This window comes from Lentzea atacamensis, assembly GCF_003269295.1.
In the GTDB taxonomy this organism is placed as follows: domain Bacteria; phylum Actinomycetota; class Actinomycetes; order Mycobacteriales; family Pseudonocardiaceae; genus Lentzea; species Lentzea atacamensis.
Genome location: NZ_QLTT01000001.1, coordinates 946,647 through 971,499 on the forward strand (window position 1 = coordinate 946,647; position 24,853 = coordinate 971,499).

The 24,853-nt window shown below is 70.0% G+C and carries 23 protein-coding genes and 1 tRNA gene; 10 read left to right on the top strand and 14 right to left on the bottom strand.

What is annotated here, in order from left to right:
* Nucleotides 1–50 precede the first annotated feature (50 nt).
* Nucleotides 51–440 (bottom strand): DUF1304 family protein, encoded by a 390-nt coding sequence (locus tag C8D87_RS04485; RefSeq protein WP_112225628.1) that lies wholly within the window; start codon nt 438–440, stop codon nt 51–53.
* Nucleotides 437–841 (bottom strand): cupin domain-containing protein, encoded by a 405-nt coding sequence (locus C8D87_RS04490; RefSeq protein ID WP_170166302.1) that lies wholly within the window; start codon nt 839–841, stop codon nt 437–439. Before C8D87_RS04490 ends, C8D87_RS04485 begins: the two co-directional genes overlap by 4 nt.
* Nucleotides 842–931: 90 nt before the next feature.
* On the opposite strand from C8D87_RS04490, the gene C8D87_RS04495 reads away from it, so the two are divergent.
* Both C8D87_RS04495 and C8D87_RS04500 read left to right on the top strand, forming a co-directional pair.
* Nucleotides 932–1,918 (top strand): response regulator transcription factor, encoded by a 987-nt coding sequence (locus C8D87_RS04495; protein WP_112225629.1) that lies wholly within the window; start codon nt 932–934, stop codon nt 1,916–1,918.
* Between the two features lie 74 nt (nt 1,919–1,992).
* Nucleotides 1,993–3,324: an FAD-dependent oxidoreductase gene (locus C8D87_RS04500; protein ID WP_170166303.1), complete on the top strand. Its 1,332-nt coding sequence runs from the start codon at nt 1,993–1,995 to the stop codon at nt 3,322–3,324.
* Here the strand turns inward: C8D87_RS04500 and C8D87_RS04505 are convergent.
* Both C8D87_RS04505 and C8D87_RS04510 read right to left on the bottom strand, forming a co-directional pair.
* The gene (locus C8D87_RS04505; RefSeq protein WP_112225631.1) at nt 3,290–3,760 is read right to left on the bottom strand and encodes a hypothetical protein; all 471 of its coding nucleotides are present in this window, start codon (nt 3,758–3,760) and stop codon (nt 3,290–3,292) included. The two genes, C8D87_RS04500 and C8D87_RS04505, sit on opposite strands and share 35 nt — an antisense overlap.
* 67 nt (nt 3,761–3,827) lie before the next feature.
* Nucleotides 3,828–4,241 carry a VOC family protein gene (locus C8D87_RS04510; RefSeq protein ID WP_233441895.1) on the bottom strand — a complete coding sequence of 138 codons (414 nt, stop codon included), beginning with the start codon at nt 4,239–4,241 and terminating at the stop codon, nt 3,828–3,830.
* Nucleotides 4,242–4,346: 105 nt separating this feature from the next.
* Here C8D87_RS04510 and C8D87_RS04515 point away from each other — a divergent pair, with 105 nt between their 5' ends.
* On the top strand, nt 4,347–5,315 hold the full coding sequence (locus C8D87_RS04515) for a helix-turn-helix transcriptional regulator (protein ID WP_109641375.1): 969 nt from the start codon (nt 4,347–4,349) through the stop codon (nt 5,313–5,315).
* Here the strand turns inward: C8D87_RS04515 and C8D87_RS04520 are convergent.
* Nucleotides 5,269–5,919 (bottom strand): Clp protease N-terminal domain-containing protein, encoded by a 651-nt coding sequence (locus C8D87_RS04520; protein ID WP_109641376.1) that lies wholly within the window; start codon nt 5,917–5,919, stop codon nt 5,269–5,271. The genes C8D87_RS04515 and C8D87_RS04520 overlap by 47 nt on opposite strands.
* Nucleotides 5,920–6,012: 93 nt before the next feature.
* Between C8D87_RS04520 and C8D87_RS46740 the strand changes: the two genes are divergently transcribed.
* The 5 genes from C8D87_RS46740 (at nt 6,013) to C8D87_RS04545 (ending at nt 11,182) form a co-directional block, all read left to right on the top strand.
* On the top strand, nt 6,013–7,701 hold the full coding sequence (locus C8D87_RS46740; protein WP_215732158.1) for a protein kinase domain-containing protein: 1,689 nt from the start codon (nt 6,013–6,015) through the stop codon (nt 7,699–7,701).
* Entirely contained in the window at nt 7,698–8,435 is a 738-nt protein-coding gene (locus C8D87_RS04530) for an SDR family NAD(P)-dependent oxidoreductase (RefSeq protein WP_109641377.1), read from the top strand. Before C8D87_RS46740 ends, C8D87_RS04530 begins: the two co-directional genes overlap by 4 nt.
* Nucleotides 8,436–8,548: 113 nt before the next feature.
* Nucleotides 8,549–9,883 carry a glycosyl hydrolase family 18 protein gene (locus C8D87_RS04535; protein WP_109641378.1) on the top strand — a complete coding sequence of 445 codons (1,335 nt, stop codon included), beginning with the start codon at nt 8,549–8,551 and terminating at the stop codon, nt 9,881–9,883.
* Between the two features lie 67 nt (nt 9,884–9,950).
* Nucleotides 9,951–10,826, top strand: coding sequence for a 5'-nucleotidase (locus C8D87_RS04540; RefSeq protein ID WP_112225633.1), 876 nt, complete (start codon nt 9,951–9,953; stop codon nt 10,824–10,826).
* Between the two features lie 59 nt (nt 10,827–10,885).
* On the top strand, nt 10,886–11,182 hold the full coding sequence (locus C8D87_RS04545) for a YiaA/YiaB family inner membrane protein (RefSeq protein WP_109641380.1): 297 nt from the start codon (nt 10,886–10,888) through the stop codon (nt 11,180–11,182).
* A gap of 132 nt (nt 11,183–11,314) precedes the next feature.
* On the opposite strand, the gene C8D87_RS04550 is transcribed toward C8D87_RS04545, so the two are convergent.
* The 5 genes from C8D87_RS04550 to C8D87_RS45665 form a co-directional block, all read right to left on the bottom strand.
* Complete coding sequence (locus C8D87_RS04550) at nt 11,315–12,031, bottom strand: DUF2625 family protein (RefSeq protein ID WP_112225634.1); 717 nt, start codon at nt 12,029–12,031, stop codon at nt 11,315–11,317.
* 223 nt (nt 12,032–12,254) lie between these two features.
* The gene (locus C8D87_RS04555) at nt 12,255–17,720 is read right to left on the bottom strand and encodes an ATP-binding protein (RefSeq protein WP_112225635.1); all 5,466 of its coding nucleotides are present in this window, start codon (nt 17,718–17,720) and stop codon (nt 12,255–12,257) included.
* Between the two features lie 160 nt (nt 17,721–17,880).
* On the bottom strand, nt 17,881–19,104 hold the full coding sequence (locus tag C8D87_RS04560) for an MFS transporter (RefSeq protein ID WP_112225636.1): 1,224 nt from the start codon (nt 19,102–19,104) through the stop codon (nt 17,881–17,883).
* Nucleotides 19,105–19,108: 4 nt separating this feature from the next.
* Nucleotides 19,109–19,600, bottom strand: a complete 492-nt coding sequence (locus C8D87_RS04565; protein WP_112225637.1) for a Gmad2 immunoglobulin-like domain-containing protein — start codon at nt 19,598–19,600, stop codon at nt 19,109–19,111.
* 82 nt (nt 19,601–19,682) lie between these two features.
* Nucleotides 19,683–19,765, bottom strand: a tRNA-Tyr gene (locus C8D87_RS45665).
* Between the two features lie 122 nt (nt 19,766–19,887).
* On the opposite strand from C8D87_RS45665, the gene C8D87_RS04570 reads away from it, so the two are divergent.
* Both C8D87_RS04570 and C8D87_RS04575 read left to right on the top strand, forming a co-directional pair.
* On the top strand, nt 19,888–20,580 hold the full coding sequence (locus C8D87_RS04570; RefSeq protein ID WP_215732159.1) for an ATP-binding protein: 693 nt from the start codon (nt 19,888–19,890) through the stop codon (nt 20,578–20,580).
* A gap of 9 nt (nt 20,581–20,589) precedes the next feature.
* Nucleotides 20,590–21,018: a DUF4383 domain-containing protein gene (locus C8D87_RS04575; RefSeq protein WP_112225638.1), complete on the top strand. Its 429-nt coding sequence runs from the start codon at nt 20,590–20,592 to the stop codon at nt 21,016–21,018.
* Here the strand turns inward: C8D87_RS04575 and C8D87_RS04580 are convergent.
* The 4 genes from C8D87_RS04580 to lnt all read right to left on the bottom strand — a co-directional run bounded on the left by C8D87_RS04580 (nt 21,011) and on the right by lnt (nt 24,803).
* Nucleotides 21,011–21,487 (bottom strand): TspO/MBR family protein, encoded by a 477-nt coding sequence (locus C8D87_RS04580; protein ID WP_112225639.1) that lies wholly within the window; start codon nt 21,485–21,487, stop codon nt 21,011–21,013. The two genes, C8D87_RS04575 and C8D87_RS04580, sit on opposite strands and share 8 nt — an antisense overlap.
* Nucleotides 21,488–21,555: 68 nt before the next feature.
* Nucleotides 21,556–22,338 carry a MerR family transcriptional regulator gene (locus C8D87_RS04585; RefSeq protein ID WP_215732160.1) on the bottom strand — a complete coding sequence of 261 codons (783 nt, stop codon included), beginning with the start codon at nt 22,336–22,338 and terminating at the stop codon, nt 21,556–21,558.
* A 166-nt stretch (nt 22,339–22,504) separates the two neighbouring features.
* The gene (locus C8D87_RS04590; RefSeq protein WP_109641388.1) at nt 22,505–23,272 is read right to left on the bottom strand and encodes a polyprenol monophosphomannose synthase; all 768 of its coding nucleotides are present in this window, start codon (nt 23,270–23,272) and stop codon (nt 22,505–22,507) included.
* On the bottom strand, nt 23,256–24,803 hold the full coding sequence (gene lnt / locus C8D87_RS04595) for an apolipoprotein N-acyltransferase (protein ID WP_233441896.1): 1,548 nt from the start codon (nt 24,801–24,803) through the stop codon (nt 23,256–23,258). The genes C8D87_RS04590 and lnt overlap by 17 nt, the downstream gene beginning before the upstream one ends.
* Between the last annotated feature and the right edge of the window lie 50 nt (nt 24,804–24,853).

Below are 24,853 nucleotides of genomic sequence, written 5' to 3' on the forward strand. Positions count from 1 at the left end.
CGAACAGTTCCCCCAAACAGTCTTCGTTTCGTGAAGTGTAGGAAAGCCCGTCAGACGGACAGCAGCACGACCAGCGGCGGGACACCTTCCGCCGCCACGCCTCCCCACGCCTGGTTGCGCGGCCTGCTCATCGCCAGCTGATCGGCCACCGCCAGCACGACGCTGCCCAGCAGCATGAACCACGACACGTAGATCACCAGCGTGCGCCCGACCAGCTCGTGCCCCGAATGCACGGCGATGAGCCCGGCGATCAGGCCACCGGCCAGGAACAGGTTGTAGAACCCCACCCCGAACGCCCACAGCCGGATCGCCGGCACGTCCTGCGCGGGCTGCCGGAACACCGAGTAGTGCACGCGGTGGATCAGAAACGCCTCCCACACCCACACGACCAGGTGCACGAGCACGGCCACCCCCGCCGCGACCTGCGCCACGACGCTCATTGCGTCACCCCGTGGCGTCCCAAAGCCTCCAGCCCGTGCGAAGACAGGTCGCGGAAGAACGCGCTCATCACGTCACCCACGGCGAACGCCAGGAACTGCACCGAGGGCGTGTGCACGGTGAACGTGTGCGGTGCGTTGGGTGGGATGACGATGGCGGAGCCCGGCGAAAGGTCGTGCAGCTCGCCGTCGAGCAACACGGCCATGCGCCCGTGCACCACGTAGTAGGCCTTGGGCCACGGCGTGCGGTGCGGTGGCGCGGCCTCGCCTCGCGGCGCGTCCACCTCGAACAGCTCGAACGCGCCGCCGGTGTGCTTCCCGGAGATCCGGACGGTGATCGTCGCGTCGGGCGAGGTCAGTTCCTCGCCCTCGCCTGCGGTGCTCACAACACGGGTGCTCATCATGCCGAGCAGCGTCCGTCTCCCCGGGCAACCCCGGACATCCCGCAAATCTGGGATGCCCGGACCACACGACGGCGGCGCATACTGCGAACCATGTGGGAAGGCCGGGCGCAGGGCGTGCGGCGCGAGGTGACAGCGCTGGCGAGCGCCGGGCTGGACGTCGCGCAGCTGCACGCGGCGGCCATCGCCCTGGTCGACCGGGTGGTTCCGTGCGAGCTCGCCTGCTGGGCCTCCATGGACCCCGACTCGGGCGCGATCAGCTCGATGACCAGCGGCGCCAACCGCATCCCGCAGCAGTACGAGCCACTCCTCGCGAGCGTCGAGCACACACCGGGCGAGCCGCACACGTTCGCGGCCCTCGCCCAGCGCGGCGACACCGTGGCAAGGCTGGGGGACAAGCGCTCGACGCGGCTCAACGAGGTCTGGCGCCCGCTCGGGCTCAGCCACGAGCTGCGCGCGCTGTTCCGCGCCGACGACACGTGCTGGGGAGCGGCGGGCATGGTGCGCACGAGCGACTTCAGCGAGCGCGAGCTGGAGTTCATCGCGTCGGTGGCACCCGCGCTGGGATCGGCGACCAGGGTCGCAGCGCGAACAGCGGCCAGACGGGACGGCGCACCCGCCATCGTCGTCGTGGCGGAGGACGGCACGATCCGCGCGACGACCGCCTCCGCGACACGGTGGCGCGAAGAGCTGGAGGAGATCGCGCCGGGCAGGTTCGCCGTGATGATGCGCGCCGCCGCGGCCGGCACCCGCGCCGGGACGTTCAAGGCGCGAGTCCGCGACGCGCACGGCGGCTGGATCCTCCTCGAGGCCAGCGAGCTCGTCAGCACCGACGGCGTGGAGGCCGCGGTGACGATCAGCCGGGCGTCCGGCACGGAGCTGACCGGGTTGCTGCTGAAGGCCCACGGGGTGACCGCGCGCGAGCGGGACATCTGCCACGAGGTGCTGGCCGGCCAGTCGACGGCGGAGATAGCGGCACGGCTCGCCATCTCGCCGTACACCGTCCAGGACCATCTCAAATCGGTCTTCGCGAAGTTCGGCGTGCGCAGCCGGGCAGAGCTCGTCGCGAAGCTGTCGTAGCAGCTGCCGGGAGGCTCTCAGAGGGGACCTTCGGGGGATCGATCCGGGAGCCGCGCTCTGCCAGCATGAGCGCCATGTACTCCGACCGCGCCCTAGTCATCGGCGCCGGCTTCGCGGGACTGCTGGCGGCCAGGGTGTTGTCCGAGTCGTACGGCGACGTCGTGCTCGTGGAGCGCGATCAGATCACCGTGGACACCGAACACCGCGCAGGCATCCCGCAGGCCCACCACCCGCACGCGCTGCTGGCCCGCGGCGCCGAGGCGCTGGAAGCTCTCTTCCCCAAGCTGGGCGCGGAACTCGCGGCCGCGGGCGCGGTCGAGGCCGACCTCGGCAGCGACTTCATGAGCCGCGCCCCCGCCGGGTGGGCACCGCGCGACCCCATCGGCCTGAAGGTCCACTCGATGACACGGGTGACGATCGAACAGATCATCCGGCGCAGGGTGCTCAAGCTGCCCAACGTGTCCCTTGTGGACGGTGTCACGATCGACGGCCTGCTGCACGACCGCGGCACGGTCACCGGCGTGCACGGCAGGCGGGCCGACGAGTCCTACACCGACTACGCGGACCTCGTGGTCGACGCGTCCGGCCGCACCAGCAAGCTCGTCTCGTGGCTCGCGGAGTTCGGCGTGCACTGCCCGGCGCCGATGATCGTGAACGGCCACCTCGCCTACACCTCACGCCTCTACCACGTGAACCACGACCTCAAGCTCGACTGGAAGACCGCCTACGAGATCACGCACGCCCCCACCACCAGACGCGGCGGCGCGGTGTCCACAGTGGACGGCGGTCTGTGGTTCGTGACCCTGTTCGGCGCGGGCGGCGACGCCGCCCCGACCGACGAGGACGGCTTCCTCGCCTACGCCACCACGCTTGAGTGCCAGGACATCGCCGAGATCATCAAGACGGCGACCCCGGCGTCAGCGATCCACCACGCCCCCAACCTGCGCAGCCGCTGGAACCGCTTTCACAAGGTCCCGAACTGGCCGCGCGGCCTGCTCGCCCTCGGTGACTCGGTCGTCTCGCTCAACCCCGTCTACGGCCACGGCATGACCCTCGCCGCCCTCAACTGCACCGACCTGCGAAACCTGCTCGAGGACCACGACCTGGCCCACGAGCCGCTCGTCTTCCAGCGCGCGGTCGCCAAGTCCGCCCAGATCCCGTGGACCTCCGCGACCACCACCGACCTCGGCTGGAGCCAGCGGAAACTGCCGCGGAGCACGCGGTTCACGCAGTGGTACGCCCGCCACCTGTTCGAGGTCATCCCCGGCAACCCGCAGGTCTACCGCGCCTTCATCCGCGTCTCGCAGATGGTCGACCACCCGGCGGCACTCTTCCGGCCCGCCGTTCTGCGCCGAGTGCTGTGGAGCGCCCTCAGCGGATCGCGCCCTCGGGCCAGAGAACGGTGACCGGCACACCTCGCGACCGCGCATAGGCGACCACATCAGCAGTGCCACCGGGTCCGCGGCCGGGCTGCCCGTCCCACACGGCCAGCAACGCGTCGGACTCGTCGACCATCCGTTTGCCCGCCTCCATGTACGCGTGCGGGTCGGGCGTGACGAACGGCAGTTGCACGACCTTGGCCGCCTGCGCGAGCAACCTGTCGTAGACGGGCCGGTAATCCTCAGGCAGCGACTCGCGATACCTCACCGCGGGCAGCACGGCAACGAGCGCACCGCCGGCGTCCAGCACAGCCTGCGCGAACACGGCGTCGGCGCCGTCTGCCAGGCACGACACACCACCGACATCGCCGCTCTCGGCCACGGCGGCACGGATCATCCGATCAATCTCCGCCTCCAGCTCGGCCGAGAGGCCGCGATGTCCTGTGATGGCGAGCTGCGTCATCTGGGCAGGATAGGCGGCCACCACGAGATCAGGCCGCCGGACACAGCGCACTTGGCGGCTGAGCCTCTCAGCCGCGCTTCCGCTCTGCGAATTCCTTTGCGACAGCCGTGTAGTGGACGTTCGTCATGATCCCGAGGATGTTCCCGAACGGGTCCACGACGGACGCCGTCACGTACCCCTCACCGCGCACCCGCGGCTCGTCGTGCGTCTTCGCACCGAGCTCGTGCAGCCGGGCGAACGTCGCCTCGAGATCGTCGACCGCCCAGAACAGGATCGCACCGGCCGGACCGTCCGACGGCGTCACCTCGAACTTCCGCTGTGCCAGCCCCAGCTCGGCCAGGTAGTCGCCGAGACGGAACTCGACGTACCCGAGCTCCCCCTCCGGCGTGCGCCCCTCGAAGTAGGCCTCGATCCCGAGGAACGACGTGTACCAGGCGCGCGCCGCCTCCAGGTCGTCGGCGTAGTAGGTCACAGTCGACATGCCTCGCAACATCGCGAATCCCTCCAGAAAAAACTTCGGTGTCGGGATTCACCCTCCGCCGTAAAGTGCTCATCTAGTGAGCACTTTGATGAGGAACCTCGGAACATGCGCGCAGACCGTCTCGTCGCCACGTTGCTGCTGATGCAGGCCAGAGGCCGCATCACCGCCGCTGAGCTGGCAAAAGAGCTCGAAGTGTCCACCGCCACCGCCCGCCGCGACCTCGAGGCGCTGTCCACCGCGGGTGTCCCCGTGTACCCCCAGCCAGGTCGCGGCGGCGGCTGGTCGCTCATCGGCGGGGCCCGCACCGACCTGAGCGGGCTGACCGCGGCGGAGGCGCAGGCGTTGTTCCTGATCGCCGGACCGGCCGCTTCCGTCGCGCCGCAGGTGAAATCCGCACTGAGGAAGCTGGTGCGCGCACTGCCGCAGACGTTCCGCGCCGAAGCGGAAGCCGCGGCGTCCGCCGTCGTCGTCGACACCGCGGGCTGGGGCGACGACACGAAGGACCGGCCGGCGCTGGTGTCGGTGCTGCAACAGGCCGTGGTGCAGCAGATCAAGGTCCGCCTGACCTACCAGAAGCGCGGCTCGGCACCCACCGGGCGCGTGGTCGACCCGTGGGGACTCGTCGACAAGGACGGCATCTGGTACTTCGTCGCCGGCACCCCGCACGGCCAGCGGACGTTCCGGATCGACCGGATCCTCGGTGCGACCCTGACCGGCACGCCGTCGACGAAGCCGCCGGACTTCGAGCTGACGAAGGCGTGGGACTCGGTCGTCACGGAGGTCGAGCAACGCCGTTCGGAGACCGCGGCGATCATGCTGGTGCCCGCCCGGTTCGTGAAGATCTTCCAGCACATGCACGGCCGCCACTGCACGGTGCTCGCGAACATCGGCGAGCACGTCCGGGTGCAGCTGACCGCACCGCGCCCGCTCGACATCGCCCGCAACGTCGCCGGGTGGGGCGGCCTGATCACCGTCGAGTCACCGGACTCGGTGCAGGAGCACCTCGCACGCATCGGCGCCGAGCTGGTCAGCCGATACCCACCTGCTTCTCCAGCCGGTCCAGCCGAGTCATGATCATCTGCAGCACCTTGGCCGCGTCCGGCGCGGCCTGCTGCTGCTTCTTCAGGTGCACGATGCCGGCGAGCGCGGTCTGCACGGCACGGCGCGTGCCCTTGAGGTCGGCGCCGTGCTCGCGGAGCACCTCGCCGCCCTTGCCGTCGGGTTCGGCGATGATGCCGAGCAGAAGGTGCTCGCAGCCCACGTAGTTGTGCCCCAGCGACATCGCCTCGACCACGGCAAGTTCCAGCGCGTTGACCGCGTCCTGGGCGAAGCCGGTCCCCTCGCCGGGCGAGGACGGAAAACGCAGCGTCCGCGGGTCGATGTCGATCGCGCGCAGCACGTCCAGACCGAGGTTGGCGCCCTCCTCGACGAGCGCCCGCCCCAGCTCAGCGGTGGTCACCACGGGCGACTCGGCCGCGCGACGGATCACCGTGCGCAGCCGCTCGGTGAGCTGCGAGCCCCGGTCGCCGTCGAGATCCGCGACCGTGAGCCCGCGCACCGAGGTGAGCCGCTTGACCGACACCTCGAGCGCGCGCTGACAGATCGCCGAGACCGGAATGTTCAGTTCCTTCACCGTTTCGGCCAGGTCATCGGGCAGGTACACGTTGATTTTCGGCATAACCCTATATGTACCCCCATGTAGGGTTACAGTCAATGGCAAACGCGGCAACCGTCACACTTGCGGGTGATCAAAGGTGACGGGAGCGCGGGCGTGGAGGAGAAGAGCAGGCTCATCGGGAGCCGCTACCGGTTGCAGGAGAAGATCGGTCAGGGGGCGATGGGAGTCGTCTGGCAGGCCTACGACGAGCAACTGCATCGCGTGGTCGCGGCAAAGGAGCTGCTCGCGCTCGACGGCCTCGACGACGCCAAGATCGAACGCGCCAAGGCCAGGGCCATGCGCGAGGCCCGGCTGGCCGCGCGGCTCGAACACCCGAACGCCATCCGCGTCTACGACGTCGTGGAGGAGGACGGTCAGCCCTGGCTGATCATGGAGTACCTCCCCTCCCGCAGCCTCGCCGCCGTGATCGCCGAACAGGGCTCGCTGCCGCCCCGCGAGGTCGCCCGCATCGGCTGCTACACCGCCGCCGCCCTCGCCGCCGCGCACCGCCACGGCATCCAGCACCGCGACGTGAAGCCCGGCAACGTCCTGATCGGCGACCAGGAAGTCAAGATCACGGACTTCGGCATCTCCCGCGCCACCGACGACGGCACCGCCACCGCGACCGGCACCGTCGGCACGCCCGCCTTCTTCTCCCCCGAGGTCGCCCGCGGCGACGACGCCGGTTTCCCCTCCGACGTCTTCTCGCTCGGCGCCACGCTCTACAACGCCGTCGAGGGCGCCCCTCCGTTCGGCGCCGCCGACAACCACATCGCGATGCTCCACCGGGTGGCGAGCGGTTCGTTCATGCCGCCGGCCAGTGCCGGGCCGCTGCTGTCCCCCGTGCTGTTCCGGCTGCTGGCCAACGACCCGGAGCGGCGGCCGACCATGGAGGAGGCCGTGCACCTGCTGGCCGCCGTGGTGAACGAGTCGCCGCAGGTGTCCGAGGCGACCGCCGTCATTCCGGCCACGGTCGAGCTTCCGGTCGAGGCCCAGCCGGAGGAGAAGGCCAAGCAGGAGGCGAGCGCGGCCGCCGCCGGGCTGGTGGCCGGAGCCGCTGCCGCCGAGGCCGCCAAGCTCACGGCGCCCGAGCCGCAACCAGAGCCGGAGCCCGAGCCCGAGCCGCAGCCGGAACCCGAGCCCGAGCCCGCGGTGGCAGCACCCGTAGAACCTGTTGCCACACAAGAGGAACCGGCACCCGTCACCCCGGTCCCCGCCCAGCCGGAACCCGAGGAGAAGCGGCGCAGGTTCCCGCTGGTCCCCATCGCGATCGTGATCCTCGTGCTGGCCGTGGGCATCGGCTCGTTCCTGTTGTGGCCCAAGGGCGGCAGCCAGAACAACGCGGCCAACCCGCCGACCTCCGGCACCTCGAACGCGCCCACCACGAGCCAGTCCCAGCCGCAGTCGCCGACGGAAACGCCGGCACGGCCCACGACCCAGCCCCAGTCGAACCCTCAGACAGCCACCCCGAACCCCGGCCAGACGCCCCCGCCGGCCCCGCAGACCGCACAGCAGGCGATCGAGGCGTACTACGCGCTGATCCCCAACGACCTGCAGACCGGCTGGTCGCTGCTCACCGAGAGCTTCAAGGCCAGCCGCCGCAACCTGACCTTCGAGGGCTACCAGTCGTTCTGGCGCCAGTACACGGGCGTCCAGGTGTCGAACCCGGAACCGCAGGGCGACAACGTCGTGACGGTGACAGTGCAGTACATGCAAGGCGGCAGTGTCGCCATGACCGAGCGCCACACGTACACGCTCGTTCAGCAGAACGGCAAGTGGATGATCGACAGGCAGGTGCCATGACCCGGCACGCACTCGTCACCGGAGCCTCGCGCGGCATCGGTGCCGCCATCGCCCACGCCCTCGCGGACAAGGGCCACCGGATCGCCGTCCACTTCCGGTCCGACCCGGCCGCGGCGGAAGCAGTCGCCGCGAACCTGCCAGGAGACGGTCACGTCACCGTGCAGGGCGATCTCGGTGCCGGCCAGGCCGAGCAGATCGTCGGCGAGACGGTCGAGAAGCTCGGCGGGCTCGACGTCCTGGTCAACAACGCGGGCATCTACTTCCACCACCCGATCACGACGACCAGCTTCGGCGAATGGCAGGAAGCCTGGCGCCGCACCATCGAGCTCAACCTGTTCGGCCCCGCCGACCTCGCCTGGCACGCGGTCCGGCACATGACCGAGGGCGGCCGGATCATCAACATCGGCTCCAGGGGCGCCTACCGCGGCGAACCCGACGCCCCGGCGTACGGGGCGGCGAAGGCCGGGCTGCACGCGATGACCCAGTCGCTCGCGCAATCCCTTGCGCCGCAGGGCATCGCGGTCGCCGGTGTCGCGCCGGGCTTCGTCCGCACCGAGATGGTCACCGATTTCCTCGCCGGTCCCGAGGGCGACGCGATCCGGGCGCAGAGCCCGTTCCACCGCGTCGCCGAGCCCGAGGAGGTGGCCTCGGCGGTCGCGTGGCTCGCGCAACCGGAAGCGGTGTGGGCCAGCGGCACGATCATCGACGTGAACGGCGCGTCCTACCTCCGCTGATTCCCCGGAAGGCGACCGGAACTGGTTCCGGTCGCTTGTTGATCTTCCCCGCAACCGGTCTAGACCACTAACGTCGCGGTGGGCGCACGACGAAGTGGAAGGCAACCCCTGCAATGCGTTCACTCCGATCTCGCCTCGGCGCCGTCAGCCTCGCGCTGGCCGCGACCGCGGCGACACTGACGGTCATCGCGCCGGCCGCGCAGGCCGCGTATCCCCCGGGTTTCAAGAGCGTCGGCTACCAGCCGTCGTGGTCCAGCAACGTCAGCACCATCCCGTACAACAAGCTCACGCACATCAACTACGCGTTCGTGCTGCCGAACGCGAACGGCACGCTCCAGGGCGTCCCTGAGCCCGGCAGGCTGCAGCAGCTGGTGAGCCTCGGCCACCAGAACGGCGTGAAGGTCTCGATCGCCGTCGGCGGGTGGAACAACGGCAACGACGACAACTTCGAGATCCTGGCCGCCAACGCGAACAGCCGCACCACGTTCGTGAACGCCCTGATCAACGTCGTCAACCAGTACAACCTCGACGGCGTCGACATGGACTGGGAGTACCCGGACCCCGGCGTCGAGGGCGACAACTTCACCCTGCTGATGCGGCAGCTGGGCGACGCACTGCACAGCAGGGGCAAGCTGCTCACGGCCGCGGTCGTCAGCGAGGGCTCCGTGGCGAACGGTGTGCAGCCCGCGGTGTTCGGCATCGTCGACTGGCTGAACATCATGGCCTACGACGGCGGCAGCCCGCACGCGAACTACGACTGGTCGATCAACAGCGTCAACTTCTGGAAGAACCGCGGTCTGCCGGCGAGCAAGGCGGTTCTGGGCGTGCCCTTCTACAGCCGTCCGACCTACATCTCCTACCGCGACCTCGTCGCGCAGGACCCGGCCAACGCCAACCGCGACTGCTACAACGGCAACTGCTACAACGGCCTGCCGACGATCCGCCGCAAGACCACGTGGGCGATGTCGAACGCGGGCGGCGTCATGAACTGGGAGCTCTCCCAGGACACCACGAACAGCACCAGCCTGCTCAACGCCATCTGGGAAACCGCGTCCGGCGGCAACCCGAACCCGCCCACCGGCGGCACGATCACCGGCTACGGCGGCAAGTGCGTCGACGTGGCGGGCGCGAACTCCGCCAACGGCACCGCGGTTCAGCTCTGGACGTGCAACGGCACCAACGCCCAGCAGTGGACCCGCAACGGCAACACGGTGCGCGCCCTGGGCAAGTGCCTCGACGCGTCCGGCACGGCCAACGGCGCCGTGACACAGATCTGGGACTGCACCGGCGCGCCGAACCAGCAGTGGACCTCCGAGGCCAACGGCCAGCTGCGCAACGTGGGGTCGGGCAGATGCCTCGACGCCACCGGCCCCAGCTCGGCGGACGGCACCAGGCTCCAGCTCTGGGACTGCGCCGGCACCGCCAACCAGCAGTGGCGCTTCAACTGAGTCTCCGGCCCGATGACGCGGGCGATGATCCCTCACCGGGATCATCGCCCGCCGTACGATCTGTGCCGTGGCACCCAGCCTGGAAAACCTGCTGGTCGTGGGCATCGCGTCGAGCGCGCTGTTCGACCTCTCCGCGTCCGACGCCGTCTTCCACTCCGAAGGCGAGCACGCCTACCGCGCCTACCAGGAAGCGCACCTCGACGAGCCGTTCGCGCCGGGGGTCGCGTTCCCGTTCATCCGCCGGCTGCTGCAGCTCAACTCGCTGGGACCGCTGGTCGAGGTCATCGTGCTGTCGCGCAACTCCCCCGACACGGGCCTGCGCATCCTCCGCTCGGCCGCCCACCACGGGCTCACGATCACGCGCGCGATCTTCACCGAGGGACGCGCACCTCACGAGTTCATGCCGGCGCTGAACATGTCGCTGTTCCTGTCCGCTCACGAGGACGACGTCCGCAAGGCGACGCTGGCCGGCATGCCCGCCGGTCAGGTCCTCAAGTCGTCGTTCAAGGACGACGACGACCCGGCGTTGAGGATCGCGTTCGACTTCGACGGCGTGCTGGCGGACGACGCGGCGGAGCGGGTCTACCAGAGCGGCGGGCTCGACCAGTTCCAGGAACACGAGGCCACGAACGTCGTCACGCCGCTCGATCCCGGTCCACTGAGGAACTTCCTCGCCGGCATCAACCGGATCCAGCGGCAGGCCGAGAACCGGATCCGCGTCTCGGTGGTCACGGCCAGGTCGGCACCGGCACACGAGCGCGCGATCAACAGCCTCAAGGCGTGGGGGCTGACGGTGAACGACGCGTTCTTCCTGGGAGGCCTCAGGAAGGCCCCGATCCTCGACGTCCTCAAGCCGCACATCTTCTTCGACGACCAGCGCGGGCACCTGATCCAGACCGTGCCGTGCGTGCACATCCCCTTCGGGGTCACCAACGAAACGTGACCTCGACATGAGTAGCTGTACTCATGACAGTCCGGGTGTGACGCAGGACTCTCAGGATCATGACTACTTCCACGCCCCCGCACACGCCGACGACCGGTGCCTTCTACATGCAGGCGGTCCTCTCGTTCGGGCTCTCGCTGACCGCCGTCGGCATCGGAGTCGTCTTCCTGCCCGTCGACGGATGGGTGCGCGCGTTCCTGGGAATCGCGATGCTCTACACGGTCACGTCGGCGTTCACGCTGGCCAAGGTGATCAGGGACCGGCAGGAGGACACCTACATCACGAGCCGGGTGGACAGAGCGCGGCTGGACAAGCTGCTGGCCGAGCACGACCCGTTCAAACTCGACGCGGCTTGATTGATGGGCGCCCGTTCGCGCTGGCGAGCAGACCAGAGGAACAGGCCTTCATCAAGAAGACCTCCCGAGCGAGACCGTCCTCGATCGCGCCGGGCTGTGCACCCGGTCGAACTCGGCGCCGACGCGGCCTGATCAGAGGAGGCCCAGCGGGCCGGGAGCGGGGAGGCCGAACTGCCCGGCGAAGTCCACGCCGAACGACAGCTGCTCACGCAACGGCACCGCGCTGCGAGTGGTGCCGGCGATGTTCTCCGCCCCCTCCTTCGAGAACAGCGGCGGCCACATGGTGATCGCGTCGCGGAGGCCGAGCTCCGCCACCTCCGCGCGCCAGGACGGCCAGAACACGCTGGCGTAGTAGTTCTCCAGGCCACCGTCCAGCATCCACATCAGCCACTGGCCGTGCGGACCGTCGAACGTCTCCCACTCCAGCGAGTCCGGTGCGAAGTAGACGACCTGGCCCGGCTCCCCGGGCCGGCCGCGTCGCGCGCAGTCCATGCCGTTCAACGCGAACACGCCGCCCAGCACGTCGTGCGCGAGGACCAGCCCCGCTTCGGGCGCCCACGAGGGATCGAACGAGGCGGGGAACCCGTTCACCTCGGCCAGACTCGGCAACGCACCACCGGATCCGCCGTACACGCGCAACCAGCCGTGGTGCAGCAGCATCCCGCCGCTGTTCAGCACGACCGCGCCCAGCAGAGACCGCGCTGTCACCTGCAGCTGCAGCAGCGTCGCACGACACGCCGAACTGTCCGGCGGCAGCACCACGCACTCGGTGGCGCCTTCGGCGATGGCGTCCGCGATCACCGGCCAACCGGGATCGGTGACGTCGACGAGTTCGGCGATGTCTCGCACAGATCCCCCAGGAAACGTAGAAGGGCCCGGCCACACCGCGACCGGGCCCCATCCAACCACCAATTCCGCGACAGCCAGCCTTCGCCGCGTCTTCGACGCTCAGCGGGCCACCTCGCGGCACCGGTCCCGCGCCCCCGGTACAACCAGTACAGGGACGCGGGGCCGGCACCACGATGCGGCCGTCTGACCGCCGAACACGGGGCAAAGGCCGACTGCCACGGCACTAGCGAGCGAGACCGTCCTCGATCGCCTTGATGATCGCCGGCCTCAGCTCGGCAGCCGAGATGATCGCGTCGACCGACCCGACCTCGACCGCGCGCTGCACGCTGTGCACCCGGTCGAACTCGGCGGCCATCTCGTTCAGCTTCTCCGTCCGCACCGACTGACGCGTCGCCGTCAGCTCGGCGGTCAGGGCCGCGCGCTCGGCACCGGTGGCCTCGGCGACCGAGGCCTCCAGCTTCTTCACGCGCGGGTCGTTGGCGGTGCGGCCGTCGACCTCGCGGGCGAACACCACGGCCGCGGCGGGTGCGCCGCCGATGACCGAGGCGTACGAGCCCTCGACCGCGAGCACCGTCATGGACGGGTTCAGGGCCTTGGAGAAGACCACGAACGCGCCGCCGTGGTAGCGCGAGATCACGCAGAACACGATCGGGCCGACGAAGTTGACGATCGCGCGGCCGATCTCCGCGCCGTACTCCAGCTGGAGTTCGCGCATCGACTCCGGGGAGCCGTCGAAGCCGGACAGGTTCGCGAGCACCACGAGCGGCCGGTTGCCCGAGGCCGCGTTGATCGCGCGGGCCGCCTTCTTCGACGACTTCGGGAACAGCGTGCCGGCGGTGTAGGTGTCCGGGCCGTCGGTGGGCGGGAAGCCGGTGCGGGGCACGCCGCGCGACTCGATGCCCAGCAGCGTCACGGCAATGCCGCCGAGGTGCACGTCCTGGACGACCGCGGTGTCGGCCTCCGCCATGCCCGCCCAGCGCTCCAGCACGTCATGGTCCTGGTCGGACAGCGCGCGCATGACCGTGCGGATGTCGAACGGCTTCTTGCGGTCCGGGTTCGCCTCGATCGAGAAGATCTCGCCGACCGTCGCGAAAGGACTGTCACCGACGACGTGCGGGTAGGAGGAGACGTCACGGGAAACGGGGTCCGAAGTCGGCACCCGGCGCGGGCCCGGCTCGCCCGGCGCGATGTAGCTGTGCTCGTAGTGAGCCAGCAGCACGTCGAACGCGGCGCGGAGGTTCGGTGCCCAGTACTGCGCCTGGCCGTTCGGGCCCATGACGCGGTCGTAGCCGCCGATGCCGTAGTTGTCCTCGGCCGAGACACCGCCGGAGAAGTCCAGCGCCTGCTTGCCGGTCAGCACCATGGCCGAGTCCGGAGTCATGACGAGGATGCCCTTGGTGTGCATGAGCATCGTGGCCTCGGCGTTCCAGTACGGCTGGGCGCCGACGTTGATGCCGTTGACCACCACGTTGATCTCGCCACCGGCCTGGGTGAACTCGACGATCCGCTTCAGAGCGGCGGCGACCCAGTCCATGTTCTCGACGCCGGAGCTCATCGAGATCTTGGCGCCGGAGGACAGCGAGAACCACTCCAGCGGAACGGAGAGCTCCGAGGCCAGGTCCAGGGCGTGGATCACGCGGGTGCACTCGGGCTCGGCCAGCGCACCCAGCGACTTGGTCGGGTCGCCGAGCAGCACGACGCGCTTCATGCCTTCTGGGTAAGCGGGGGTGGGCGTCGTCACCACACCGACGACGATGCCCGCCTTGTTGCCGCCGCGCGGGCGGTCGACCGGCACGAGAGCGCCGTCGACGAGGTCGTGCTCCACGAAGGACCCGCCGTCGCCGGCGAGCATGTCGACCAGCTCGTACGGGTAGATCGTGCCGCGCGACTGGGCGCGCAGGACGTTCTGGCGGTAGTCGTCGAGCGGCTGGATCGGCTCGGCCGGCGGCTGCACGAACGAGAACGACACACCGGCGCCCGCGTCGTTGGCGATGCGCACTCCGATGTCGGTGAGCTCACCGGAGACGGGATCCTTGCGGCGCGCCAGGAACAGGACCTCTTCCAGGTCCAGGCCCGTGGTCGTCGGCAGCACGCGCGAGCCGACCGCGTCGAGGTCCTTCGAGGACAGGTCGGTCGGCGGCCACGCGTACAGCACGACCCGGTTGGTGGCCAGGCGAGTCCGGCCACCCGCCTGCGCACGAGCGCGCCTGATTCCGTCGAGACACGTGGCCAGCACGTCCTCGGCGGCGGGCAGAGCCACGATCCGGCCGTCGTCGTCCCGCAGCGGCGTGAGGTCGCGCACCTGGCCCAGAGCGACGAGCCGCTCGTCGGACTTGTTCGCCTTGGCGACCGCGCGGAACAGGTAGACGTCCTCGTCCAGCGACGGCAGGCGGGTGAGGTCGAACTCCCGCAACCGCTCCAGCTGCATGCGTTCGGCGATGCGCGGGTGCAGCCCGCGCACCAGCCTCTCCTCGGCGAACCCGTTGGAAGACGGGCGGAACGTGAAGTGGTGGTGCATCGACTCGCCACGGCGGCCCGCCACCGTGGTGGTGATGCGGGTGATCGTCGGCGGGAGCTGGTGCGCGGCCAGCGCCGCGCCCAGGCCGGCGGCCATCTCGTCCTGGTCGGTCGGGCCGTCGGGCCAGTTGACGTAGAGGTCGGCGACGACGGGGCGTCCGTCGGCGTGCTTCACCACGTCGCCGATGGCCTCCGACAGCGCGGGGAACTCCACGGCGGACGAGACGAGGCGGGTCTGCTCCGGCTCGTTCTCCGCGATGAAGAACGCGCCGTTCACGCGCGGGTTCTCCAGCGCCTTCTTGGTGTAGTAGCGGCGCGCCAGCACCTCCAGCAACGGGGTGTTGTCCGCGCCGGGCTTGCCGATGCGCTGGCCGAGCAGGCGCACCAGCGGTTCCGCGGACGCCACCATCGCCGCGATCCGCTCCTCGCGGTCGGCGGCCTGGGGCTGCGCGTCGAGGTGGATCAGGTGCCTGCGGACCTCGCTGTGCACGCGGGCGCGGTTGCGGCGCACCAGCGGCTGCGCGAACCACGTGAACACGACGCTGCGGGCCAGGTCGGCCACGGCCGGGTAGCGGACCTGCGTCGCGGCGACGATGTGCTCCAGCACCAGGCCGACCTGCACCCGCTCGGACTCGACCGGCGGCGCCTCCTGCACCCACTGGCGCAGCAGGGTCGTCGCGACGGCCGCGTCGAACACACCGCGGCGCAGCGCCACGAAGATGCGGAAGACGGCCTGCTCCAGCTCCGGCGTGCGCTCCAGCTCGGCGATGCCGTAGTGGCCGAGCACGTTCCGCAGCCGGGCGCGGAAGCTCTCCGGCAGCGCGGCGCGGTCGGCGTCCAGCGTCTTCAGGTACGTGTGGAAGTGCTCGCGCGGCGAGTGGATGTGGTTCTCCGGCTTGCTCTCCTCGCCGGCCGGGCGGTTGCGCGAGAGGTCGCACAGGTCGGCGAAGATGCCGAGCAGCTTGGCCTCGGCGACGAGCGGCCGCTCCGGCAGGTCGTGCCGCGCGCCCATGTAGTCCGCCAGCACGCGCTCGGTGTCGGCGGCCGTGGTGTCGAAGCCCAGCAACAGGTTGCGCAGGTCTTCGAGACCGCGCGCGGCGAGCTCCTCCGGCTGGACGTCGGTGCGCGGGGCGGGCAGCTCCAGCTCGACGGAGGACTCGGACTTCTGCACCTCGACGGCGCCGTCCGCGTCCTCGATCTCCTCCAGCTTCAGCAGCGCGCCACCGGCGGGCACCTGGGTGCCGACGACGACGTTGAGCTCCTTGAGGCGGGCGCGGAACGGCGCGCGCAGCACCGTCTCCATCTTCATCGCCTCGAGCACCAGAACCGGTGCGCCGGCCTCGACCTCGGCACCGACCTCCAGCGGGGTCGCGACGACCAGCGCGGGCATCGGCGAGCGGAGCACACCGCCCTCGTCGCGGGTGACGCGGTGCGTGACACCGTCGACCTCGACCTGGTGGACCGGGCCCGAAGTGCCGGTGACGACACGGAATCGCGTGCCGTTCACGGTGATCTGGCCGACGTGGTGGTCGAAGCGCTCGACGTCGACGTCACCGGTCAGCACGGCATCGGAGTCCGCGGCGGACACACCCACGCGGTACTTGGTGGCACCGATGCGGGCGACCCGCACCACGTACGGCTGGCCGCGCAGCACGAACTCCAGCTTGCGCGCGCCCTCGTGGTTCGTGCGCGGCTGGCCACCGTGCGCGGACGCCAGCAGCTCGGTGCGGTTGATCTGCTCCTCGTCCTCGTACACCTCGATGCCAGCCGCCGCGAGGGCGATCGCGGAGTGGCGGTGCGAGATCAGGCCGCCGTCGGCGCGGACGCGGTCGATCCAGGAGGTGTCGGCGGAGCCGTCGATCACGGCGGGCTCGTCGAGCAGGTCCAGCACGAAGCTCTTGTTGGTCGTGCCGCCCTCGATGATGACGGTCGTCTCGGCCATGGCGCGGCGCAGCTTGCCGAGCGCCTCGTCGCGGTTGCGGCCGTACGCGATGATCTTCGCGATCATCGAGTCGAAGTCGGCGGGGATCTGCGAGCCCTCCGCGACACCGGTGTCGACGCGGATGCCGGGACCCGCGGGCAGCTCGAGACGGACGATCTTGCCGGGGCACGGCGCGAAGTCGCGGTCCGGGTCCTCCGCGTTCAGCCGGGCCTCGACGGCGTGGCCGAGCTCGGCCGGCTTGGCGCCTTCGAGCCTGCCGCCGCCCGCGACGTGCAGCTGTGCCTTGACCAGGTCGAAGCCCGTGGTGATCTCGGTGATCGGGTGCTCGACCTGCAGGCGGGTGTTGACCTCCAGGAACGCGAAGAGCTTCTCACCGGGGTGGTAGAGGAACTCGACGGTGCAGGCGCCGCGGTAGCCGACCGCGTTCGCGAGCCGCTCCGCGGACGCCTTGAGGTCCTCGACCTGCTGCGGCTCCAGCACGCAGGACGCCGACTCCTCGATGATCTTCTGGTTGCGCCGCTGCACCGAGCAGTCGCGGACGCCGAGCGCCCACGCCGTGCCCCGGCCGTCGGCGATGACCTGTACCTCGACGTGGCGGGCGCCGGTGACGAGGCGCTCCAGGAACATCACGCCGGAGCCGAACGCGCGCTCGGCCTCCATGCTGGTGCGGTCGAAGTTCTCCTCGAGCTCCTCCGGCGAGGTGATCTTGCGGATGCCTCGGCCGCCACCACCGGCGGTCGCCTTCAGCATCAACGGGTAGGTGACCTCCTCGGCCACCTTCAGGGCGTGCTCGAGGTTCTCGACGGCACCGCGGCTCCACGGCGCGACGGGAACGCCGACCTCCTCGGCGATCAGCTTCGAGCCGATCTTGTCACCGAGCTTGCGCATGGCCTCGGCCGACGGGCCGACGAACGTGACGCCGACCTTCTCGCACAGCTCGGCGAACTCCGGGATCTCTGCGACGAAGCCCCAGCCGACCCACGCGGCGTCGGCCTTCGTCTCGACGAGCGCGGTCTCCAGCACCTTCAGGTTGAGGTACGGACGGTCCGCCGCCAGGCCGAGGTTGTAGGCGAGGTCGGCTTCCCTCACGAAGGGCGCCGACTTGTCGACATCGGTGTACAGGGCGACGGTCTCGATCCGTTCCCCTGACTCGGCGGCGAGCTCACGGACGGCGTGGATCAGCCGCATTGCGGCTTCCCCGCGGTTGACGATCGCTACACGACTGAACAACGACTTGACTCCTCGCGGACGCACAAACCTCAGCGGCAGTCGCCGCCCAATCGATGTACACACTCTCGTCTACTACCCGGTAGGAAAACCGCTGGATCGAAGCGAGTTGAGCAGCGTGCTTTGTATGAAACCAACAAGCAACCAGGTCCTCGGCACAGGATCACTTGAGTCCGTGTCCCAGCTCACGGTCCGGTCCCGCCTTCACCTTCGACCACCCGACCCCGGCGGCGAACACGAGCGGTAACGCCGTGATCACCAGGGCGGCCTGCACCGACCACGCGTCGGCCAGCACTCCCCCGGCCAGCGCACCGGTCGGCTGCCCCACCCCGAAGGTCACCATGCGTCCCACCAGGTTGACCCTGCCCTGCAGGTGATCAGGGGTCGCGAGCTGGCGCACCGTCAGCCCGTTGACGATGACGACCGTCGAGGTCAGTCCCCACAACGCGGTGCCGGCGACCGCGAGCCACCACTGATCCACCCCCACCAGCAACGCCATGACACCCGCGCCGGCGGACAGCCCGATCGTCGTGACGTGCCGGGGCTCGCAGGCGTCACTGATCCTCGGCATGAGGACGATCGCGGCGAACGACCCGGCGGCCAGGGCGCTGAACAACACCCCGATCCGCGCGTCGGTGCCGGGCACGCCGAAGACCCGGAAGGCGTAGACGACGATGAGCCCGGACACCGCGCCGCCCGCGATCGCCTGACCGATCCCCAGGGCGGTGAAGAGCCGGACTGTGGGTTCCCTCCACAGGAACTCGAGCCCTTCTCTGATGTCGGCCCAGAGCGTGCTCCGCGGTTTCCCGGTTTTGCTGAGAGGTCTCAGAATCATTCGGACGAGCGCCGCGGACACGGCGAAGCTGACGGCGTCGAGCGCCATGGCTCCCGCCGGTCCGATGACGACGATCAGCACGCCGGCCGCCGACGGCGCGACGATGTGCACGGCGGTGGCGGCACTCCAGATCGCGCTGTTGGCACGGACGAGGTTGCGGCAGCCGACGAGCGCGGGCACGGCCCCGAAGTTGGCCGCGTCGAACCACACCCCGACGCTCGCCACGCCCGCGGCGACCAGCAGCAGGTGCAGCGGGGTCAGCGCGTCCAGAGCGGCCACCACCGGCACGCTCGCGAGGAGCCCGGCGCTGACGAGGTCCGTGCAGACCATGACCGTGCGCCGGTCCGTCCGGTCGACGAGGGCACCCGCGAACAGACCGAACACGAGGTAGGGCGCGGCCGTGAGAGCCGCCAGCGCACCCGTGTACACGGCGCTGCCGGTGAGCGAGTACATGAGGACGGGCAGCGCGACGCCCGACACCGCGGACCCCGCGGTCGAGATCACCCTGGCGAGCCAGAGCTTCCCGAACTCGCGGTCGGCCCACAGCGTCAACCGGTCAGGCTTGCGGAACTCGGATCACGCTCCCCGGATGGATCACGTTGGGGTCCGTGATGACGTGCGGGTTGGCGCGCACCAGCCGCGTGTAGAGGTTGCCGGAGCCGTAGAACTGCGTGGCGATCCCCCACAGGGTGTCGCCCGGCTGGATCGCGTACTCCTGGTAGACGCGGTACCCCGGCACGATCCGCGGCCCGTAGACGACGGGCACGATCACCTTGTCGAGCTCCGCACCGTCCTTCGGCGACACCCAGAACACCTCGACGAAGAGCCGGTCGAGCGCGAACGAGGCGCCCGACACGTCCACACTCACCTGGAACTGGCCGTGGCCACCGGTCCCGTCACCGGCCATGAACCCGCCGACGACCTCGTCGTGCCCCTCGTGAATCCGGTAGTTGAACTGCGCCTCGAACGCCCCGCCGGCGGTACCGGCGATCTGGACGTGGCTCCCGACCAGGCCGAGGGGCCGTGGCTGCTGGACATCGATCGACATCGCTGTTCCCCCTTCCTCTCCCCTGGTAAGTCGCGGGGAGGAAGGGGGTCGTTGCCAGGGGTCACCCCGGTGGCGCAACGGCTGGTGGTGGAGGACGGAGTCGAACCGCCTTTGCCGGAGCTCCCGTTTTACAGACGGGCGGGGCTCCACAGCCCCATCTCCACCATTGTGCAATTCTATTTTCTGACCGCCTGAGCTGCGCAGACACTGATATCTTGACGTCACCCGCCAGGCTCATCAACCTGTTTTCACGAAACGAGTTCCGACACGGGCGCGATATCCGGGACGTGAAGGTGGTGGGACGCGGCCGCGAGCTCGCGCTGGTGAGGTCGTGGCTGGCGGCGGAGACGGGCGGGCTGGTGCTGTGCGGCGGTGAGCCCGGCATCGGCAAGACCCGGCTGGCCCAGGAGCTCGCCGGGCACGCGCTCGCGCTGGGCCGTGAGGTCGTGTGGGGACACTGCGTCGAAACCGAAGGCGCACCGGCGTTCTGGCCGTGGCGGCAGGTCCTGAAGGCGGCGGGCGCCGGCCCGGACGACGTGCTCGCCCACGACGCCGATGTGCCGCAGGACAGGTTCCGCGTGTTCGACGCGAGCGCGACCGCGCTGGACCGCGACGGCCTCGTGATCATCGTCGAGGACGTCCACTGGGCCGACCAGGCGTCGCTGCTGGCGCTCGCCCACCTCGCCACACAGCTCCGCACCGTGCTGATCTTCGCGACGTTCCGCGATCCGCGCCCGGCCGTCGCGGACCTCATGCGCTTCGCCGTCCGCATCGACCTGCACGCGGCCCGCTACGCCTGCCAGACCGACGAGGAGTTCCGGGTCATCGCCGTCTGGCAGTCCAAGGAGCACGCCGACCGCTTCTTCCGCGAGGTGCTGGGCCCCGTCCTCGCCCGCGTGCTCGGCCCGGAACCCGCCGGCGCGCACAGCGTCACCGGCATGGAGGTGCTGAGGGAGTTCATCCCGGCCAACGCGGGGTAACCGCCCTGCATGCGACCAGTACAAAAGGCTGCGGCAGTGGTCGGCGCGGCGTTTCTGCTCGTCGGAGTGCTCGGGTTCATTCCGGGCATCACCTCGGACTACGACGAGATGAGCTTCGCCGGCCATTCCGGCGCCCTTCTCCTCGGCGTCTTCGCCGTCTCCGTGCTGCACAACCTCGTGCACCTGCTGTTCGGCGTCCTCGGCCTGCTCTCGGCAAAGCTCCGCGGCACGGCGAGGCTGTTCCTGATGGCCGGCGGCGGCCTCTACGTGCTGCTGTGGGTGTGGGGTTCGGCGATCGGCGAGCACACGCGCGCGAACTTCCTGCCGGTCAACACCGCCGACAACTGGCTGCACCTCGGCCTCGGCGCCGGGATGATCCTGCTCGGCATCGCGGTGACCGCGACCGAACGCGCCCGCAGCGACTCACCCGTCAATTGAGCGTGGCGATCGAGATGTTCAAGGCCCCCGCGAAGCTCACCCACGCCAGGTAGGGCACCAGCAGCAGCGCGGCGGCCTTGCTGCGCCACCAGAACACGACCACCAACGACACGATCGACAGCCACAGCACCACGATCTCGGCGAACGCGGCCTCGTACCAGCCGAGCCCGAAGAACAACGGCGTCCACGCCGCGTTCAGCACCAGCTGCACACCGAACAGCGTCAGTTCGGCCTTCGTGGCACCACGCCGCCACGCCAGCCAGCCGGACAACGCGATCAGCCCGTACAGCACCGTCCACACCGGACCGAACAACGACGCGGGCGGTGCCCACGACGGCCGGCGCAGCGCCAGGTACTCCGCTCCCGCCGACACCGAGAACAACGACCCGACCACGGCGGTCACGACGACCGCCGCGAGGAACACGAGCAGCACCCGCACAGGGTGATGGCGCAACGGCAACGCGGTCATGGGAACTCCCGGCAGACAGGGCGCGGACAACGGCGAGCACCGCGGTCGGCGAGGCCCATGCCCGGAGTCTATATTCGATTCAAAATCGTTTCAACAGCGGTGCTGAGCGTGTCCACCCGCTGGACGCCGTCCGGCAGCGGCACACCGTCCCACCCCGGCCCGCCGACCAGCACACCGGACAGCTCCGCCAACGGCACCTGCTCCGCGTACGCCCGGACGTGCGCCCACACGAGCACGACCCGCGGCTGCACCCGGTTCGCCGCGCTCACCAGCGCGGTGGCCGGAACGCGGGCACCGAGGTTGCGGGACACGCACCCCTGTTCGGCGAGCGCCGCCGCGAGCACGTCCAGCGGCAGGCTGTGCTGCTCGTCAGGCGCACACGCCAGCAACACCGCCGGCTTCCCCAGCGCCACCCCGGACACCCGCATCGCGTCGGAGATGCTGCTGCTGGCGACGTGTTCGACCTCGATCCCGCAGGCGGTCGACGAGATCTCGTCGCCGAGCGCGATCAGGAACGGCATCAGCACCGCGTCCCACGTGTGCACGACGCCGTGGCGGGCGATCAGGCCGACCGCGACCCTGCGCATCCGCGCCGCGTCGAGCAGATCCGCGGCAGCCTCGAAGTCCAGGTCCCCCGACGGCAGCACCGAGGCGGCCGCCGACGCGGGAGCGACCCCGGACGCGGTCAGCTCGACCATGCGCTTCAGGCGCTCGACGTCGTCCTCGCTGTAGCGGCGGTGCTTCCCCTCGTGCCGCGTGCTGGGCCCGAGGCCGTACCGACGGTCCCACGTGCGCAGGGTCGTCGGCGAGATGCCGAGCATCCGCGCGACCGCGCCCGCACTCCACTCCACCGCTCACCTCCACCGCATCGATTTTGAATCGTATGCGGGCGGGAGTCAGTTCGTGGCGGCAGGTAGGGCCGCGTCGTCGCGCCGCTGCCGCCGTCGTCGAGGAACCGGTCGTTCCCCCAGAACGAGCCTCGGACCGCCCGATGTGGACGGTCCAAGGCGGACGGTGCTACTTCTTCTTGCCGGAGAACAGCTCCTTGAGCTGCGTGCCGCGGCGGCGCAGGCCCCACTTCGTCACGCGGATCAGCGCCTCGCGGACGATGTTGCCGCTCATCTTCGACTCGCCGAACTCCCGCTCCTGGAACGTGATCGGCACCTCGCGCACCCGGAAGCCGAGCTCCAGCGTCCGCCACAGCAGGTCGATCTGGAAGCAGTACCCGGCAGACGCGACCGAGGCGAGGTTCAGCTTGCGCAGGGTGTCCGCGCGGAACGCCCGGTAGCCGCCCGTCATGTCGCGGATGCTCGCGCCCAGCGCCAGCCGCGAGTAGAGCGAGCCGCCCAGCGACAGCAGCTTGCGCTGCGTCGGCCAGTTCACGACCTCGCCACCGGGCACCCAGCGCGAGCCGAGCACCAGGTCGGCCTGCGGCAGCGCGTCCAGCAGCCGGTGCAGCTGCTCCGGCGCGTGCGAGCCGTCAGCGTCCATTTCGCACACAACGCCGTAGTCGCGTTCGAGCGCCCACTGGAAGCCCGCGACGTAGGCGGCGCCCAGTCCGGCCTTCTCGGTGCGGTGCATGACGTGGACGCGCTCGTCGGCGGCCGCCATCTCGTCGGCGAGCTGGCCGGTGCCATCGGGGCTGCCGTCGTCGACCACCAGCACGTGCACGTCGGGCAGTGCCGTGTGCAGTCTCTTGACGATCTTTCCGATGTTGTCCCGTTCGTTGTACGTCGGGATCACCACCAGCACCTGCCCGAGTTCCTGGTCAGGCTGCTGCGCCATTCGAGTCCTTCCGTCGTCGTGTGAAGCCCAGCGCCAACGCGACAAGGCCCGCAGCGGTCAGCACCCACTCGGGCCAGGCTCCTAGCCAAGTCGCCAGCGTAGTCTGTGACCGGAGCGGCAGTGTCGCGACCAGGGCACCCGGCTCGAAAAGCCCAGTCTTCTGAGTGACGGAACCGTCAGGTTCGACGATGGCGCTGACCCCAGAGGTGGCCGCCACGACGACCGCCCGTCCGTGCTCCACCGCACGCACGCGTGACATGGAAAGCTGCTGGTAGGTCATCTCCGTGTAGCCGAACGTGGCGTTGTTCGTCGGGATCGCGATGATCGTCGCGCCGGCCGTCACCGTGTCGCGCACCACTGAGTCGAACGCCACTTCGTAACACGTGTCAATCGCGACCTTCGCGGGTCCCATGACGAAACCGTCCGGGTCCGAACCGGGCTGGAACACCCCCGCGCGGTCGACCGTGGACGTGAACAGCCGGAAGAACGACCGCATCGGCATCGTCTCGCCGAACGGCTGCAGCTTGCGCTTCGTGTAGGTGTCCGTCGGCCCCTTGCCGGGCTCCCACAGCACCACGGTGTTGCGCGGCAGCCCGTCGCCCCGGTCGACCACCACGGCACCCACCGCGATCGGCGCCTTGATCGCGTCCGCCGCGGCGTCGATCACCGCGGCGGCGTCGCGGTTGCGGAACGGGTCGATGTCGGACGAGTTCTCCGGCCAGATCACGATGTCGGGCTGCTTCACCTTGCCGGCGGCGACGTCGTCCGCGAGCTGCAGCGTCCTCTTCACGTGGTTGTCGAGCACGGCGCGGCGCTGGGCGTTGAAGTCGAGCCCGGCGCGCGGCACGTTGCCCTGGATCGCGGCGACGGTCACCGTCCCGGCGGACGGGTCGACCCCCACCGGCACCACGAAACCGATCAGCAGCGGCGCCACGACCAGCGGGAGCCCGAGCTTCCAGTTCTTCAAGATCCAGAACAGCCCGAACCCGGTCAGCACCACCGCGAACGACACCAGCGGCGCCCCGCCCAGTGACGCCAGCGGCAGGAACCAGCCCTCCGGCTGCCCGAACGCGACCTTGCCCCAGGTGAAGCCGCCGAACGGGAACACCCCGCGCAACGCCTCGTCCGCCACCCACAGGCACGCCGCCCACAACGGCCACCCCGGCACACGCGAGACGGCGGCCATCGCGGTCGTGCCGATGGAGATCATCAGCGCGCACGCCAGCGCCAGCGGCAGCCAGGCGATCAGCCCGACGAACTCGCCGGTCCACCGCAGCAGCGGCACCATGAACCCGAGCCCGAACAGCACGCCGTAGCCGAACCCGGCCCGCGCCCGTCGTTCGAACACCACCTGTGCCAGCAGCGCGAACCCGACCGGCGCCAGGAACCACAGCGGCCGCGGCGGGAAGCTCAGGTAGACCAGCACGCCACCGGCGACGGCGAGTGCCATGCGCAACAGCACCGGACGGCTCAGGCGCCGCCTGCGGGCGGGCAGTTCCGGCGATTCCGGCGCGACGGGGGGTGCGACCACCCGATCAGCCTACGAGGCGACGCTGTGCACAGGACGTGCTGGGCGCGCTT

Bases quoted from the DNA above. Each gene is read 5' to 3' on its own strand.
- C8D87_RS04485 (WP_112225628.1), bottom strand. From the start codon at position 440: ATGAGCGTCGTGGCGCAGGTCGCGGCGGGGGTGGCCGTGCTCGTGCAC.
- C8D87_RS04490 (WP_170166302.1), bottom strand. From the start codon at position 841: ATGATGAGCACCCGTGTTGTGAGCACCGCAGGCGAGGGCGAGGAACTG.
- C8D87_RS04495 (WP_112225629.1), top strand. From the start codon at position 932: ATGTGGGAAGGCCGGGCGCAGGGCGTGCGGCGCGAGGTGACAGCGCTG.
- C8D87_RS04500 (WP_170166303.1), top strand. From the start codon at position 1,993: ATGTACTCCGACCGCGCCCTAGTCATCGGCGCCGGCTTCGCGGGACTG.
- C8D87_RS04505 (WP_112225631.1), bottom strand. From the start codon at position 3,760: ATGACGCAGCTCGCCATCACAGGACATCGCGGCCTCTCGGCCGAGCTG.
- C8D87_RS04510 (WP_233441895.1), bottom strand. From the start codon at position 4,241: ATGTCGACTGTGACCTACTACGCCGACGACCTGGAGGCGGCGCGCGCC.
- C8D87_RS04515 (WP_109641375.1), top strand. From the start codon at position 4,347: ATGCGCGCAGACCGTCTCGTCGCCACGTTGCTGCTGATGCAGGCCAGA.
- C8D87_RS04520 (WP_109641376.1), bottom strand. From the start codon at position 5,919: ATGCCGAAAATCAACGTGTACCTGCCCGATGACCTGGCCGAAACGGTG.
- C8D87_RS04530 (WP_109641377.1), top strand. From the start codon at position 7,698: ATGACCCGGCACGCACTCGTCACCGGAGCCTCGCGCGGCATCGGTGCC.
- C8D87_RS04535 (WP_109641378.1), top strand. From the start codon at position 8,549: ATGCGTTCACTCCGATCTCGCCTCGGCGCCGTCAGCCTCGCGCTGGCC.
- C8D87_RS04545 (WP_109641380.1), top strand. From the start codon at position 10,886: ATGACTACTTCCACGCCCCCGCACACGCCGACGACCGGTGCCTTCTAC.
- C8D87_RS04565 (WP_112225637.1), bottom strand. From the start codon at position 19,600: ATGTCGATCGATGTCCAGCAGCCACGGCCCCTCGGCCTGGTCGGGAGC.
- C8D87_RS04575 (WP_112225638.1), top strand. From the start codon at position 20,590: ATGCGACCAGTACAAAAGGCTGCGGCAGTGGTCGGCGCGGCGTTTCTG.
- C8D87_RS04580 (WP_112225639.1), bottom strand. From the start codon at position 21,487: ATGACCGCGTTGCCGTTGCGCCATCACCCTGTGCGGGTGCTGCTCGTG.
- C8D87_RS04590 (WP_109641388.1), bottom strand. From the start codon at position 23,272: ATGGCGCAGCAGCCTGACCAGGAACTCGGGCAGGTGCTGGTGGTGATC.